At 72.8% G+C, this 14,550-nt stretch carries 13 protein-coding genes; 12 read left to right on the forward strand and 1 reads right to left on the reverse strand.

Going from position 1 to position 14,550, the window contains the following annotated elements:
• The first annotated feature begins 9 nt into the window (after positions 1-9).
• The 12 genes from ccmI to HYN04_RS13390 all read left to right on the forward strand — a co-directional run bounded on the left by ccmI (position 10) and on the right by HYN04_RS13390 (position 13,040).
• Positions 10-1,092 (forward strand): c-type cytochrome biogenesis protein CcmI, encoded by a 1,083-nt coding sequence (gene ccmI, locus HYN04_RS03495; protein WP_241962682.1) that lies wholly within the window; start codon positions 10-12, stop codon positions 1,090-1,092.
• On the forward strand, positions 1,089-1,565 hold the full coding sequence (gene ccmE, locus HYN04_RS03500) for a cytochrome c maturation protein CcmE (RefSeq protein ID WP_110449473.1): 477 nt from the start codon (positions 1,089-1,091) through the stop codon (positions 1,563-1,565). The genes ccmI and ccmE overlap by 4 nt, the downstream gene beginning before the upstream one ends.
• Positions 1,562-3,538, forward strand: a complete 1,977-nt coding sequence (locus HYN04_RS03505) for a heme lyase CcmF/NrfE family subunit (protein WP_110449474.1) — start codon at positions 1,562-1,564, stop codon at positions 3,536-3,538. The genes ccmE and HYN04_RS03505 overlap by 4 nt, the downstream gene beginning before the upstream one ends.
• Complete coding sequence (locus HYN04_RS03510) at positions 3,535-4,038, forward strand: cytochrome c-type biogenesis protein (protein WP_241962683.1); 504 nt, start codon at positions 3,535-3,537, stop codon at positions 4,036-4,038. Before HYN04_RS03505 ends, HYN04_RS03510 begins: the two co-directional genes overlap by 4 nt.
• Positions 4,039-4,133: 95 nt before the next feature.
• Positions 4,134-5,672 carry a Do family serine endopeptidase gene (locus tag HYN04_RS03515; RefSeq protein ID WP_110451282.1) on the forward strand — a complete coding sequence of 513 codons (1,539 nt, stop codon included), beginning with the start codon at positions 4,134-4,136 and terminating at the stop codon, positions 5,670-5,672.
• A gap of 14 nt (positions 5,673-5,686) precedes the next feature.
• The gene (locus HYN04_RS03520; RefSeq protein WP_110449475.1) at positions 5,687-6,358 is read left to right on the forward strand and encodes a response regulator transcription factor; all 672 of its coding nucleotides are present in this window, start codon (positions 5,687-5,689) and stop codon (positions 6,356-6,358) included.
• Positions 6,351-7,784 carry a sensor histidine kinase gene (locus HYN04_RS03525; protein WP_110449476.1) on the forward strand — a complete coding sequence of 478 codons (1,434 nt, stop codon included), beginning with the start codon at positions 6,351-6,353 and terminating at the stop codon, positions 7,782-7,784. Before HYN04_RS03520 ends, HYN04_RS03525 begins: the two co-directional genes overlap by 8 nt.
• Positions 7,781-10,654, forward strand: a complete 2,874-nt coding sequence (locus HYN04_RS03530; RefSeq protein ID WP_110449477.1) for a bifunctional [glutamine synthetase] adenylyltransferase/[glutamine synthetase]-adenylyl-L-tyrosine phosphorylase — start codon at positions 7,781-7,783, stop codon at positions 10,652-10,654. Before HYN04_RS03525 ends, HYN04_RS03530 begins: the two co-directional genes overlap by 4 nt.
• A 56-nt stretch (positions 10,655-10,710) precedes the next feature.
• Positions 10,711-11,148, forward strand: a complete 438-nt coding sequence (locus HYN04_RS03535; RefSeq protein ID WP_110449478.1) for an EF-hand domain-containing protein — start codon at positions 10,711-10,713, stop codon at positions 11,146-11,148.
• Between the two features lie 25 nt (positions 11,149-11,173).
• On the forward strand, positions 11,174-11,740 hold the full coding sequence (locus HYN04_RS03540; protein ID WP_110451283.1) for an RNA polymerase sigma factor: 567 nt from the start codon (positions 11,174-11,176) through the stop codon (positions 11,738-11,740).
• Positions 11,737-12,267: a hypothetical protein gene (locus tag HYN04_RS03545; RefSeq protein ID WP_110449479.1), complete on the forward strand. Its 531-nt coding sequence runs from the start codon at positions 11,737-11,739 to the stop codon at positions 12,265-12,267. Before HYN04_RS03540 ends, HYN04_RS03545 begins: the two co-directional genes overlap by 4 nt.
• Positions 12,268-12,656: 389 nt before the next feature.
• Positions 12,657-13,040, forward strand: a complete 384-nt coding sequence (locus HYN04_RS13390; protein ID WP_162599522.1) for a hypothetical protein — start codon at positions 12,657-12,659, stop codon at positions 13,038-13,040.
• Here the strand turns inward: HYN04_RS13390 and HYN04_RS03555 are convergent.
• A complete protein-coding gene (locus HYN04_RS03555; RefSeq protein WP_277870411.1) occupies positions 12,976-14,448 on the reverse strand; it encodes a sensor histidine kinase in 1,473 nt (490 codons plus the stop codon). The two genes, HYN04_RS13390 and HYN04_RS03555, sit on opposite strands and share 65 nt — an antisense overlap.
• Positions 14,449-14,550 lie beyond the last annotated feature (102 nt).

Below are 14,550 nucleotides of genomic sequence, written 5' to 3' on the forward strand. Positions count from 1 at the left end.
AACGTCTACATGGCGGCCATGGTCGTTTTCTGGATGGCGGCGGGGCTGCTTGCGGTCGCCGCCGCGGCAGTCATCCTGCTCCGGGCCGCCCGGGCTGCGCCCGAGCCGGGCGCCGAGGACCCGACTCTGGACGTCTACCGGCGTCAGCTCTCTGAAATCGACGACCTTGCCGAGCGGGGCCTCATGGAGCCCGCCGAGCGCGAGGCCGCCCGGGCGGAGGCCGGCCGCCGGCTGCTGGGCGCCGCCGAGGCCTCGGCCTCGGGCTGGGTCGCGCCGGTCGCCCAGCGGCCGTGGATCCTTGCCGCGGCCGGGGTTGTCGGCCTGGCGGCCCTCGGCGGCTATCTTGTCCTGGGTCAGCCGGGCGCCGCCGACCAGCCACTGGAGAGGCGGATCGAAGCCTGGCGTTCGGGACGGCTGACCGACCTGACCCCACCGCAGCTGGCGGCTGTCCTGCGGGAAGCCCTGAAGGTGCGCCCCGAGGTCGAGGGTTTCCGCTTCCTGGCCCTCGCCGAGGCGCAGTCCGACAATCCCGCCGCCGCGGCCCGCGCCCTTCGCCGGGCCGTGGCCCTGGCGCCCGAGCGGGCCGACCTCTGGGAGATGCTGGGTCTCAGCCTGCTCAGCCAGTCCGGCGGCGAGGTCACGCCGGACGCCCGCGACGCCCTCGCCCAGGCGGTCCGCTTGAACCCCGAGGCGTTGGCCGCCCGTTTCCACCTGGCGCGCGGCCGCGCTGCGTCGGGGGACCGCGAAGGTGGGGTGAATGACTTGAGGGCCCTGGCCAGGTCCCTCCCGGCCGGCGATCCCCGGCTCGCCGATATCGACACCGCCATCCGGGAGGCGACGCAGGCCCCCCCGGCCGCGGCCGCCGGCCCCGCCTCGGGAATGATCAACCAGATGGTCGCCGGCCTCGCCGAACGCCTGAAGGCCAACCCCGACGACCCTGAGGGCTGGGTCCGCCTGGTCCGCTCCTACGCCGTGCTGGGCGATGGCCCGAGGCGCGACGCCGCCCTGGAGCAGGCCCGTCGCCGGTACGGCGCCCGGCCCGAGATCCTCGAGCAACTTGAGAAGGCCGCCGCGACGGAGCCCATGAAATGACCGGCTGGTTGCCCCGCTCCCCCCGCGCCCGCCGGCGGCTGACCCTCTTGGCGGTGATCGCGCCGGTCCTCGCCCTCGCCGCGGGCCTGACCCTGTGGGGCCTTGGGGACTCGGTCTCCTACTTCTACACCCCGGCCCAGGCGGACGCGGCCCGCCCTCCGGCCGGCCGGTCGGTCCAGCTGGGCGGCCTGGTCGTCGACGGCAGCGTCGTGCGGCATTCGGACGGCCGGGTGGAGTTCAGCATCCGGGACAACGTCGCCGTCGACCGGATTCACTACCGGGGCGACCTGCCCGACCTCTTCCGCGAGGGCCAGGGGATCGTGGCCACCGGCGCCTTCCGGTCGGACGGGGTCTTCGAGGCGCGGCAGGTCCTGGCCAAGCACGACGAGACCTACATGCCCAAGCAGGTTGCCGACTCGCTCAAGGCCCAGGGCGAATGGCGCGGCGAGGGTGTTGCGAGGACCGCCCCATGATCGTCGAGTTCGGCGCCTTCGCCCTGGTCCTGGCCCTCGTCCTCTCGGCCGCTCAGGTCGGCCTGTCCGCCGTCGGCCGGCGGCGTCGCTCGGCCCTGCTGGCGGGCGCGGGGGAGGGCGCGGCCCTTGCCGGCTTCGGCGCCCTGGCCCTGTCCTTCGCGGCCCTCATCTACGCCTTCGTCGTCTCCGATTTCTCGGTCGCCAATGTGGCGGCCAACTCGCACTCCGAGAAGCCCGTCCTGTACAGGGTGGCCGCCGCCTGGGGCAGCCATGAGGGCTCCATGCTGCTCTGGAACCTCGCCCTCACGGGGTTTGGCGCCGTCCTGGCCTGGCGCGGGCGCGACCTTCCCCGGGACCTGAAGGCCACGGCCCTCGCGGTCCAGGGCCTGATCGGGACCGTATTCCTGGCCTACACCGCCCTGGCCTCCAACCCCTTCGTCCGCCTCGCCGACGCGCCGGTGGAGGGTCGATCGCTCAATCCCCTGCTCCAGGACCCGGCCCTGGCGGTGCATCCGCCCTTCCTCTACGCGGGCTATGTCGGCATGTCGGTGGTCTTCTCTCTCGGCGTCGCGGCCCTGATCGAGGGACGGATCGACGCGGCCTGGGCGCGCTGGGTCCGACCCTGGGCCCTGGCCGCCTGGAGCTTCCTGACGGTCGGCATCGCCCTGGGCTCCTACTGGGCCTACTACGAGCTGGGCTGGGGCGGCTGGTGGTTCTGGGATCCGGTCGAGAACGCCAGCTTCATGCCCTGGCTGGTCGGGGCGGCCCTCCTGCACTCTGCGGTGGTCACCGAGAAGCGCGGCGCCCTGCCGGGCTGGACCGTCTTCCTGGCCATCGCCGCCTTCAGCTTCTCCATGCTGGGCGCCTTCCTGGTGCGCTCCGGGGTGCTCACATCGGTTCACGCCTTTGCAGTGGATCCGACCCGGGGGGTCCTGCTCCTCGGGATCCTCCTGGCCCTCGCCGGATCGGCCTTCGCCCTCTTCGCCTGGCGGGCGCCAGGCCTGGCGCCGGGCGGGGTCTTCGCCCCTGTCAGCCGCGAGAGCGCCCTGGTCGCCAACAACATCCTCCTCTCCGCGGCGACCCTGACCGTCCTGCTCGGGACCCTCTTCCCCCTGATCCGGGAGGCCGTCACCGGCGAGGCCATCTCGGTTGGGACGCCCTATTTCAACCTGACCTTCACCCCGCTGATGGCCCTGCTCTGCCTCCTGGTTCCCTTCGGGCCCCTTCTGGCCTGGAAGCGGGGAGACCTGCCGCCGGCCGTGCGCGCCCTCCTGCCCGCCCTGGTCCTGGGCGTCCTGGCGGGCCTCGCCGCCCTCTGGCTTCTGACGCCGCGCAAGGCCTTCGCCAGCCTGGGCCTTGCCCTGGCGGTCTGGCTTATCGCCGGCGCCCTGGCCGAAGCCGCCCAGCGCATCCGCCTCTTCCGGGCGCCCCTGGCGGAGTCCCTGCGCCGCCTTCGCGGCCTGCCCCGGGGGGCCTGGGGCGCGACCCTGGCCCATGTCGGGCTGGGGATCTTCGTCCTGGGCGCCTGCTTCGAGACCGCCTGGAAGATCGAGGCCGCCCAAACCCTCGCCCCCGACCAGTCCCTGCGGGTGGGCGCCTGGGAGCTCGTCCTGAAGGACGTCCGGCGTCTGGACGGCCCCAACTACGAGGCCGAGACGGCGCGCATCAGCGCCGTTCGTGACGGACGCGAGGTCTGTGCGCTCACCCCCGCCCGGCGCTTCTATCCCGCGGGCGGCCAGACCACCTCCGAGGTCGCGATCTGCAGCGTCGACGTCAGCCACCTCTACGTCGTTCTCGGCGAGCGACGCGAAGGGGCCGGCGGCAAGCCTGTCTGGCTGGTCCGAGGGTACTGGAATCCCCTGGCGGTCCTGATCTTCGCCGGTCCCGGCGTCATGGCCCTGGGCGGACTGGTCTCGCTCACGGACCGGCGGCTTCGGCTGGCGGCCGGGCGTCGCCGGGAGGCGAAGGCGTGAGGCGCCCCGGGCTCGCCCTCCTGGCCGCCATGGCCTCGGCCCTCTGCCTGGCTGCAGCTTCGGACCCGGCCGAGAGGCTTTCCGACCCGGCCCAGGAGGCCCGCGCCCGGACTCTCTTCAAGGAGGTCCGGTGCATGGTCTGCCAGAACGAGTCCATCGAGGACTCCGAGGCGGCGCTGGCGGTCGACCTGCGCCGGATGGTCCGCGAGCGCGTTGCGGCCGGAGACGATGACCCCACGGTGCGCCGCTGGCTGGTGGACCGCTACGGCGAGTTTGTCCTGCTCCGGCCGTCCTTCTCCCCCGCCAACCTCATCCTCTGGCTGGCGCCCCTCGTCGCCGTGCTGGTGGGAGGCCTGGCCCTGGTCCAGCGGTTACGTCAGGTCCGGCCGACAGCGGAGGCCCTGACCCCGGAGGAGACGGTGCGCCTCTCCCGGCTGGTCGGAGACACGAATGGTCACGATCCTGCCCTGAAATCGTCTCGGGACGATCCCAATGCATGACGTAATCCTCATTTGAGCGGCTCGCCGCTCTTTGGCATGAAGGTCAAGGCCGTCCGCGGGGTGCGCGGCGGGCCACAGGGAAAGAGTTGCGCAAGATGAGCTCGAGCAAGAGCCGTTACATGATCGGCGCCCTGGCGGGCGCCCTTGTCGCCGGTTCGGCCATGGCCGCGGCCGGCCTGGGCGTCGCCGATCGGCCTGACGCCGCCGCCCCTGCGGGCGCCGCAACGTCGGGCCCGGCCCCCAGCTTCGGTCCGCCGCCCGGGGCGCCCATGACCTTTGCCGACATCTTCGAGAAGGTCTCGCCCGCGGTCGTCTCGATCAACGTCACGACCCGCGTCGACCTGAGCAAGATGCCCCGGCAGATTCCGGGCCTCCCCTTCGAGTTCCGGGCGCCGGGCCAGGGTGGAGACGAGGATGGCGACGGCGAGGGGCCGCGCGGCCCCCGTCGCCAGTCCGCCGGCTCCGGCTTCTTCATCTCCGCCGACGGCTTCCTGGTCACCAACAATCACGTCATCGAGGACGCCGAGAGCATCAAGGTCGTCCTGAAGGACGAGACCGAGCTCGAGGCCACCGTGGTCGGGCGCGACGAGGGCACCGACATCGCGGTCCTGAAGGTCAAGGGCTCGGGCTACACCTTCGTCAACTTCGAGAATTCAGCCCGTCCCCGGGTGGGCGACTGGGTCATGACCGTGGGCAACCCCTACAACCTCGGCGGTACGGCCACGGCCGGCATCGTGTCCGCCTACGGCCGGGACATCGGCGAGACCTTCGTCGACTACATCCAGCTCGACGCCCCCATCAACCGCGGTAATTCCGGCGGCCCGACCTTCGACACCTACGGTCGGGTGATCGGCGTGAACACCGCCATCTTCTCCCCCACCGGCGGCTCGGTGGGCATCGGCTTCGCCGTCCCCGCCGACGTGGCCGCCCGGGTCTCGCGCCAGCTCATCGCCAACGGCAAGGTGGTCCGGGGCTACATCGGGGCCACCATCCAGAACTTCGACGAAGACATGGCCGCCGCCCAGGGCATGGCCGGCCAGAAGGGCGCCATCGTCGCCGAGCTGACCTCCGGCGGTCCCGCCGAGCGGGCGGGCCTGGCGACGGGCGACATCGTCCTGTCGGTGAACGGGACCCGCGTGCGCTCGTCCTCAGAGCTGACCCGCCAGGTCGCCAAGGCGGCCCCGGGCGACCTCCTGCGCCTTGAGGTCATCCGCGACGGCAAGCCGCGCACCATCGACATCCGCTCGGGCACCCGCCCCTCGGAGTCGCAGCTGGCCGCCAGCCAGGGCGGTCCGGGCGGAGCCCCCGGCCCGGCCCGGCCTGCGCCCTCGGCCGGCCAGACCCTGCTGGGCATGACCGTCGCGCCCCTCGATGAGGCCGCCCGCCGGCGCACCGGCCTGCCGGCCGAGGCCCGCGGCCTGCTGGTCTCCGGCGTCGACCGTTCCTCGGACGCCGCCACCAAGGGCCTGCAGCCCAATGACGTGCTGATGCGCGCCGGCGACCGGGTCCTGAACGCGCCGGGCGACCTTGCGGCGGTCGTCGACCAGGCCCGCAAGACGGGTCGACCCAGCGTCCTCGTGGCGGTCTGGCGCGGCGGCAGGACCATCTTCCTGCCGATCAAGATCGCCGGCTGAGCGGGGCGAGGGGCATGCGCATCCTGATCGTCGAGGACGACCAGCCGGCGGCGGAGGTCATGGCCCGCGGCCTCTCCGACGCCGGGCACGCCTGTGTCCTGTCCCCCGACGGCGTCGCGGGGCTTGAGTCCGCCCGCCAGGGCGGCTTCGACGTCATGATCATCGACCGCATGATGCCCTGCCTGGACGGGGTGGGCGTGGTCGAGGCCCTGCGCCGCGATGGCGACGAGACCCCCGTGCTCTTCCTCTCGGCCCTGGGCGAGATCGAGGACCGCGTCACGGGCCTGCGCGCCGGGGCGGACGACTACCTGGTCAAGCCCTACGCCTTCGCCGAGCTGATCGCCCGGGTCGAGGCCCTTTCGCGGCGCCGTGAGACCGGGTCGGTGCTGACCCAGCTGCGGGTGGGGGACCTGGAGATGGACCTCATCGCCCGCCGCGTGCATCGCGCCGGACAGGAGATCGACCTCCAACCCCGGGAGTTCCAGCTCCTGGAGTTCCTGATGCGCCACGCCGGCCAGGCGGTGACCCGCACCATGCTGCTCGAGAAGGTTTGGGAGTACCACTTCGACCCCCAGACCAACGTCATCGACGTCCATATCTCGCGCCTCCGGTCCAAGATCGACAAGGGCTTCGAGCATCCCATGCTCGAGACCATCCGCGGGGCGGGATACCGGCTGGATGCCTGACGAGAGGGATGCGCCCGCCGAGGGGCTCATGCGCCTCTTCCGGGCCGCGCCCTTCCGCCTGACCCTCCTGTCCCTGGCCCTCTTCGCCTTCGCCGGGGCCGCCTTCATGGCCTACGTCTATGTCGCCGCGGCGGGCGAGGCCCGGCGCCGGACCGACGCCGAGATCCGGCGCGAGGCCGACAGCCTGGTGGAGGTCTACAACCGCGCCGGGGTCACCGCCCTCAATCCGGTTCTGGTCGGGCGCATGGCCGGGGAGCCCCGCTTCCTCTACCTCCTGATGGCGCCGGACGGCCGGAAGATCTCGGGCTCCCTCGCCGAAAGCCCGGTGGAAGCCTTCACCGACAAGCCGACCTGGATCCACTTTTCCCTGGCGGAGCCCCAGCAGGGCGGCCCTTCCCGCTCCACCCCGGCCCGCGGCCTCCAGCTCCGCCTCAAGGGGGGTGAGGTCCTGTTCGTCGGCGCCGACACCGGTGACGACCGCGAGTTCATCGTCACCATCGTCCGCGGCATGTGGGGCGCCGGCGCCCTCGTCGTGGTGCTGGGCATAGCGGCCGGGCTGCTGGTCAGCCGCAACTTCACCCGGGCCATGACCGGCCTGACCGAGGTGATCTCCGCCGTGCGCAATGGTGACCTCGCCGCCCGCGCCCAGGTCCGCGGCGCGGGGGACGAACTGGACCAGCTGGCCGAGGGCCTGAACGACATGCTCGACCGGCTGGACCGGTCCATGTCGGCCCACCAGCACGCCGGCGACGCCATCGCCCACGACCTGCGTTCGCCCCTGACCCGGCTGAAGGCCCGCCTGGAGACCGCCCTTCTGGACATGGAGGCGGGGCGGGGCGACGCCCGGCAGGGCCTGCGCCAGGCCCTGGAGGACACGGACGGCGTCCTGCGCACCTTCTCGGCCGTCCTCGCCATCTCGCGCCTCCAGGCGGCGGGCGAGGCGCCCAACGCCGTGCTCTTCGACCCGGCGGGCCTGGTCAGCGACATGACCGAGCTCTACGGCCCCCTCTGCGAGGACAAGGGCCTGGAGATCGCTTCGGACATCGCCGCCGGCCTGACGGTCCGCGGCAATCCGGCCTTCCTCGCCCAGGCCCTCGCCAACCTGGTGGACAATGCGGTCAAGTACACCCCGCGCGGCGGGGCGGTGATGGTCCGCCTGCGGCGACGGGCCTCTGGCGAGGCCGAGATCTCGGTCACCGATACCGGCCCCGGCGTTCCCGACCTCGAACGCGCCCGGGTCGTGGACCGCTTTGTCCGGCTCGAGAACAGCCGCAACCTGCCCGGCTCCGGCCTCGGCCTGTCCCTGGTGGCCGCGGTCGCCCAGGCCCATGGCGGTCGCCTGGAGCTGGGCGAGGGGCCCGGCGCCTACGACGGCTCGGGTCCGGGTCTCCGCGCCGCCCTCATCCTTCCGGCTGTCGCCACATGACCGCGCTCGGCGGCCGGATCCAGCCCTGCGGACCGGTCATTGATCCGCGCCCGGCGGATCGCCTGCTCGACGCAGTCGAGGCCCTGGGCCCGCTGTCTCCGGAGGCCCGTTCAGCCCTGGCCCCCATATTCGGGGCCTCGACCTACCTCGCCGGCCTCGCCCGGCGGGATCCCGCCCGGCTCGTGCGCCTCCTGGAGTCCGACCCCGACGCCCACCTCGAAGCCCTCCTCGGGGCGACGCGGGTCCTCGCCGCCGAACTCCCGGAGACAGTTGGACCGGGCCTGAGACGCCTGAAGGCCGAGGTTCACCTCCTGACCGCCCTGGCCGATCTCGGCGGGGTGTGGGACCTCGACCGGGTCACCGGGGCCCTGGCCCGCTTCGCCGACGCCGCCCTGGCCACCGCCCTTGCCTCCGCCGCCCTGGCCGAGATCGCCGCGGGCCGGATGCGGCCCATAGACGACCCCGCCCATGGTCCTGTCCCGGGCTTCTTCTGCATCGCCATGGGCAAGCACGGCGCCTTCGAGCTCAACTATTCCAGCGACATCGACATCTCGATCTTCTTCGAGCCCGAGCGCCTGCCCCTGGCCGAAGGGATCGAGCCCCAGGCCTTCGCCGTCCGCCTGACCCACCGGCTGGCCGAGCTGATGCAGGAGCGCACCGCCGACGGATACGTCTTCCGGATCGACCTTCGCCTGCGGCCCGACCCGGGGTCCACGCCGCCGGCGGTCCCGGCCGCCGCCGCCCTCGACTACTACGAGACGGTCGGCCAGAACTGGGAAAGGGCGGCCTTCATCAAGGCCCGGCCCTGCGCCGGCGACCTGCCCCGCGCCGCGGCCTTCCTGCAGGAGCTGGAGGCCTTCATCTGGCGCAAGAACCTGGATTTCGCCGCCATTGCGGACATCCACTCCATCAAGCGGCAGATCCACATCCACAAGGTCGACGACCGTCTGTCCGCCAAGGGCGCCGACCTCAAGCTGGGCCGCGGCGGCATCCGCGAGATCGAGTTCTACGTCCAGACCCAGCAGCTCATCCTGGGAGGCCGGCGACCGGGCCTGCGCAGCTTCCGCACCCTCGAGGCCCTCGACGCCCTGGCGGGGGAGGGGCATGTCTCGCCCCAGGCCCGGGACGACCTGCGCGAGGCCTACGACCGGCTGCGGGCCCTCGAGCACCGGGTGCAGATGCTGGCCGACGAGCAGACCCACCGCCTGCCGGAGTCCGAGGCCGAGCGCCGGCGGGTCGCGGCCCTCTCCGGCTACGACCGCCTGCGCGTCTTCGATGCGGCCGTCGAGCGGATCCTGAAGACGGTCAACCGGCGCTACGGCGAGCTCTTCCCCGGCGAGGAGCCCCTGTCCTCGAGGTTTGGCAGCCTCATCTTCACCGGCGTCGACGATGACCCCGAGACCCTGAGGACCCTGTCCCGGATGGGCTTTTCCCAGCCCGCCCAGGTCTCCCAGACCATCCGCGCCTGGCACCATGGCCATATCGCCGCCACCCGGTCCGAGCGGGGCCGGGAGCTGTTCACCCGCCTGGCGCCCCGCCTGCTGGAGGCCGCCCACGCCGCCGGCGCCCCGGATGCGGCCTTCCTGAGGTTCGGCGCCTTCTTCTCGCGGCTCTCCAGCGGCGTGCAGCTCCAATCCCTCTTCCTCGCCCAGCCGGCCCTCTTCGAGCTGATCGTCGAGGTCATGGCCTTCGCGCCCCGCCTGGCCGACACCCTGGCCCGCCGCCCAGCCGCCCTTGACGCCATGCTGGATCCGGCCTTCTTCGGCGACATCGACCCGGACGAAGACCGCCAGGCCCTCAGGGCCGCCGTCGCCGGCGCCGGGGATTTCGAGGCGGCCATGGACACGGTCCGCCGGCAGCACCGCGAGCAGGCCTTCCGGGTGGGCGTCCAGGTCATGAGCGGTTCGGCCGGGGCCGAGGCGGCGGGCCGCGCCTTTGCAGGCCTGGCCGACGCCAGCATCGAGGCCCTGGCCCCGGCCGCCCTGGCGGAGGCCACGCGCATGGGCGGCGCCTTCGAAGGGCAGGTTGCAGTCGTGGCCCTGGGCAAGTGCGGGTCGCGCGAGATGAGCGCCGGCTCCGACCTTGACCTGATGACCCTGCACAGGGCCCCTGCGCCGGACGCCCTGTCGGCCCTCAAGGGCTGGCCAGCCGAGGTCTTCTACGCCCGCTTCACCCAGAGGCTCGTTGCCGCCCTGTCCCTGCCGACCTCCGAGGGCGAGCTCTACGAGGTCGACATGCGCCTGCGGCCCTCGGGGGCCAAGGGGCCGGTCGCCGTCGCCTTCCCGGCCTTCAGCGCCTACTACGAGACCGAAGCCGAGACCTGGGAGTTCATGGCCCTGACACGGGCCCGGGTCGTCTGGTCCAGCCATCCCGCCTTCGCCGCCGATGTCACCGACGCCATCGAGGCCGCCCTGCGGCGACCGCGGGATGTCGCCGTCCTGGCCCGGGAAGTCCGCGACATGCGGGCCCTGATCGCCGAGGAAAAGCCCGCCTCCGGCGTTTGGGACATGAAGCTGGCTCCCGGCGGCCTGGTGGACATCGAGTTCGCCGCCCAGTTCCTTCAACTGGCCCACGCCCCGGCCGGCGGTCCCCTGCGGGCGGGCACGGCCGAAGCCCTCGAGGCGCTCGCCGCCGCCGGCCTCGCCGACCAGGTGGGACCGCTCCTCGAGGCCTGGATCCTCCAGCAGAACCTGACCCAGATGCTCCGGCTGGCCCTCGGCGACGGCGACGATCCTGCAGACCAGCCTGAGGCCTTCCGCCGAAAGCTCGCGAGGGCGGGCGGGGCCCGGGACTTTCGCAGCCTCGGCACGCGCCTTGCCCGCGCCCGGAAAGAGGCCATTTCCGCCTACGAAAGGCTGGTCCGCCCTTGAATCGACGGAATTGCCGGTACAGTTCGTTCAATACGAGACAGTCGGAGACCCTTCCCGTGTCCCTGAGACGCCCCGCCTTCGCCGCTTTCCTGGGCCTTGCGAGCCTCTTCGCCCTTCCGGCCGCCGCCCAGATGGGCCCTCCCAAGCTCGACCAGAATGGCGATGGGCGGATCGTCTACGCCGAGTACCGGTCGGCCAATGTCGACAAGACCCTCGAGACCCTCGACGCCGACCGCAACGGACAGGTCTCGCGCAAGGAGTTCGACAAGTTCGCCGGCATGGCCCGGACCTTCGGCGGCGCTCGGGCCGCGTCGGCCATGGACCAGTGGTGGCGGACCACCGACGGGAACAGCGACGGCGCCATGTCCCGCAGTGAACTCGAGTCCTCCAGCCGACGGCGCTTCGACGCCGCCGACTCCAACCGCGACGGGGTGCTGGACAAGACAGAGGTGGCGGCCATGCGCCAGAGGCAACGTGCCGCGTCCGGCAACTGACGCCCTGGGCCTCGGCCGGGGGATCCTGCGTCCGGCGGATGCAGCCCCCCGGCCGGAGGACCCCGACGCCGACCTGGTGCTCCGGGTCGGCCGCGGCGACCTCGCGGCCGTCCGCGCCCTCACCGCCCGCAAGCTTCCACGGCTGACCGCCCTGGCCGCCCGCATGTTGGGCGACTCCGCCGAGGCCGAGGACGTGGCCCAGGAGTCCCTCATCCGCGCCTGGCGCCAGGCGCCGGTCTGGCGTTTCGGCGAGGCGCGCTTCGACACCTGGCTGCACCGGGTGGCGGTCAACCTGTGCCGCGACCGGCTCCGCCGCCGGAGGCCCGGCGACGCTGCGGACCTCGAGGCGCTCGTCGACACGGGCCCGGCGCCGGATCGCGGCCTTGAGGCGCGCGACGTGGGCGGGCGGGTGGCCGCCGCCATGGCGACCCTGCCGCCGCGCCAGCGTGAGGCCCTGGTCCTTTGCCATTACCAGGAGATGGGGAACATCGAGGCCGCCGCCGCCCTGGGGATCAGCGTCGAGGCGCTGGAGAGTCTCCTGTCCCGGGGCCGGCGGGCCCTCCGCGCCGCCCTTTCGGACCTGGTCCGATGAGCCTCCGGTCGTCCTCCAGCCCGCTGGACGCCGTCCGGGTCCGCGCCCTGGCCGAAGCCTTCGGCGCGGATCCGGCCCGATGGCCCGAGACCGAGCGCGAGGCGGCCCTCGCCTGGCTGCAGGCCCACCCGGCTGAGGCCTCCACCCTGCTCGCCGAAGCCCGCGCCCTCGACGGCGTACTGGACGCCTGGAGGCTCGATCCGCCCCCTGCGCCGCTCGTGCGGCAGGTCCTCGCCCCGGCGCGGGCGGTCGTACGCCAGGCCCGGCGGCGCGCCTTCATCCTCACCCTGGGCGGAGGCGCGGGCCTCGCGGCCGCCTGCCTCGCCGGCATCCTGGCCGCCCCATCCCTCTTGTCCCCATCCCTCTTGTCCCCGTCGCTCTCCGGTCCGCTGGAGGGCGCCCTGGCGGTCCCATCGATCCAGCTCGTGTCCGACGATGAGGCGGTGGCTTCGACGGACGAGGTCCTTGTCGAGGTCCTCGCCGACTGGGAGGCGCCGGTCGGGGATCCGGCCGATCCGGCGCCTTGAAGTTCCGCTTCCTGCCGACGGCCCTCTTCATCTCCCTGGCCCTGAACCTCTTCCTGGTCGGCGTCCTCGCCGGCGGCTGGCGGGAAATGCGCGCCCGGCCTGCTCCCCAACCGACGCAGGCGCCCCCCCTGGACCCTGCCGCCTCGCCCCGGGAAATCGAGCCTGCGCCAGCGCCCGTCGCCCCGACGCCTCCGGGGGCGCTGCGACCTCCTTCCTCCCGCGAGGCGGGTCCGGCCGCCGTCCAGGTTCCGGAGCCCCGCCCCGCGAGGGCGGGGCCGTCTGCGCTTAATCCACCGGAATCGGCGCCTCCGGAGTTCGCTCCGCCGCCGTCGGGCAGGCCGCTCCCGCCGGGACTCGATCGGCTTCGGGGTCCTGGCGACAGCCCGCTCATGAGGGCGGCCAGGGACCTCCCGGACCCCGAGCGCATGGCGCTCCAGGCCCTGTTGCGGGTGGAAAGCGAGGCGGTCCGCGGAGACCTCCAGCAGGCGCGACGCGAGCGCGCCGCCGCCTGGAGGGCCCTGGCCCGGGGTGAGATCGGCGAGGCGGAGGCGAGTCGACGGCTGGACCAGTCCCGGCGTCGGGAACTCGCCGCGCGGAGCCGGGTGGAGAACGCCGTCGCGGACTGGGCCTCGCGACAGTCGCCGGAAGTCCGGGCCCGCCTCGGTGAGGCCCTGGCCGAGGACGCCCAGCCCCCGCGCCGCCGGCCGGTCAGGCCTCCGGGCTGGCCGGGGCCGCCGCCAGGTTCCGGCCCGGGAAGGGAAGAAGGAAGCTGACCCGCGTCCCCTGGCCGGGGCGGCTCTCGATGGTCAGGTTCGATCCATGAAGCTCCACGAAGGCCTTGGACAGGGCAAGGCCCAGGCCCGTCCCCTGGATGGTCTTGGACTGCTGGCTCTCGACCTGCTCGAAGGGCGCCGCCAGGCGGGGAAGATCATCGGGATCGATGCCGATGCCGGTGTCCTCCACCGAGAGCTGGACGCCGCCTTCCTCCGCCTGGGCGCGCACGGTCACCCGCCCGCCGGCCGGAGTGAACTTCACGGCGTTGGACAGGAGGTTCAGCAGGATCTGCTTCAGGGCCCGCGCGTCCGCCTCAACCTCGGGCAGGTCCTCGCTGATGTCGGCGAAGAGCATCAGGCCTGAGGCCTCGGCCCGGTTCCGGACCAGGCGAAGGGCGTCTTCCGCCAGGTCGCCGACGCAGACGGGCTCAAGGAAGAGCACCATCTTCCCGGCCTCGATCTTCGACATGTCCAGGACGTCATTGATCAGGGCCAGGAGATGCTGGCCCGAGTTGAGGATGTCGTTGACATAGCCCTTGTAGGAGGCCGCCCCGATGGGGCCGAACAGCTCCTGGCTCATGATCTCAGAGAAGCCGATGATGGCGTTGAGCGGCGTGCGGAGCTCGTGGCTCATGTTGGCCAGGAACTCGCTCTTCGCCCGGTTCGCCTCCACCGCGCGGAACTTCTCGGTCTCATATTTCCGGGCCAGGTCCGTCAGCTGGGCGCGGCTGGCCTCAAGGCGGCTCACGGCGTCGCGAAGGGCCTCCTCGTCGCGGCTGCGCTCGGCCTCGCGAAGCTTCAGGGCGGTGATGTCGACGGCGGTCATGACCAGGCCGCCGGTGGGCGTCCGGCGCTCATGGATCTGGGCCCAGCGTCCATCCCGGAACTCGACCTCGCGGACACCGGTGGCGCCGCCCTCGGGCTTCAGGGACTGGCGGATGGTCTGGCGGGTCAGCCGGGCGAACTCGGCGTGGTCAGCCTCGGGCTTGAGGGCGTCTCCCTCGACGCCGAACATGCGGGCGAAGGCGGGATTGGCGGCCACCAGCCGGCCCTGGGCATCCCAGCAGGCGAACGCCGAGGCCATGACCTGGAGGGCTTCAAGGAGGGATTCCGGCGGGGCCTCGCCCTGGGAGCCGGGGGGCGGGCCGCCCGAGCGTCCGCGGGCGCCCCGGCGCCCGATCCAGAGGCCGCCGGCGCCGGCCAGGGCCCCCAGCGGGCCGGCCATCATCATCACTTCGGGAAGGGCCGGGCCCTGCGCCAGCGCAAGGGCGCCCGAGAGGGCGGCTGCGCCCAGTCCAGCTGCACCCAGTCCCGCTACACCCAGTCCGGCCAGGGCCAGGGGCGCGCGGGCGGGAAGGTTCCAGAAGGCGGGCCGGACATCTCCGGCGAAATCACTGGCGGCCGACACGGTTCCTGCTCCCCGGGGCGGAGGCCCTTGTGGCGCTCCGACTCACTCCTTGAGCACGAAGAGGGTGAACAGATCCCAAAGACCCCGGATGTCTTGTGGGGA

Origin of the sequence: Phenylobacterium parvum (assembly GCF_003150835.1) — a bacterium.
In the GTDB taxonomy this organism is placed as follows: Bacteria; Pseudomonadota; Alphaproteobacteria; order Caulobacterales; family Caulobacteraceae; genus Phenylobacterium; species Phenylobacterium parvum.

What these genes read in the sequence shown, in the direction of transcription:
- HYN04_RS03515 (WP_110451282.1), top strand. Translation starts at nt 4,134, where the DNA reads ATGAGCTCGAGCAAGAGCCGTTACATGATCGGCGCCCTGGCGGGCGCC.
- ccmE (WP_110449473.1), top strand. Translation starts at nt 1,089, where the DNA reads ATGACCGGCTGGTTGCCCCGCTCCCCCCGCGCCCGCCGGCGGCTGACC.
- HYN04_RS03520 (WP_110449475.1), top strand. Translation starts at nt 5,687, where the DNA reads ATGCGCATCCTGATCGTCGAGGACGACCAGCCGGCGGCGGAGGTCATG.
- HYN04_RS03530 (WP_110449477.1), top strand. Translation starts at nt 7,781, where the DNA reads ATGACCGCGCTCGGCGGCCGGATCCAGCCCTGCGGACCGGTCATTGAT.
- HYN04_RS03545 (WP_110449479.1), top strand. Translation starts at nt 11,737, where the DNA reads ATGAGCCTCCGGTCGTCCTCCAGCCCGCTGGACGCCGTCCGGGTCCGC.
- HYN04_RS03505 (WP_110449474.1), top strand. Translation starts at nt 1,562, where the DNA reads ATGATCGTCGAGTTCGGCGCCTTCGCCCTGGTCCTGGCCCTCGTCCTC.
- HYN04_RS03525 (WP_110449476.1), top strand. Translation starts at nt 6,351, where the DNA reads ATGCCTGACGAGAGGGATGCGCCCGCCGAGGGGCTCATGCGCCTCTTC.
- HYN04_RS13390 (WP_162599522.1), top strand. Translation starts at nt 12,657, where the DNA reads ATGAGGGCGGCCAGGGACCTCCCGGACCCCGAGCGCATGGCGCTCCAG.
- ccmI (WP_241962682.1), top strand. Translation starts at nt 10, where the DNA reads ATGGCGGCCATGGTCGTTTTCTGGATGGCGGCGGGGCTGCTTGCGGTC.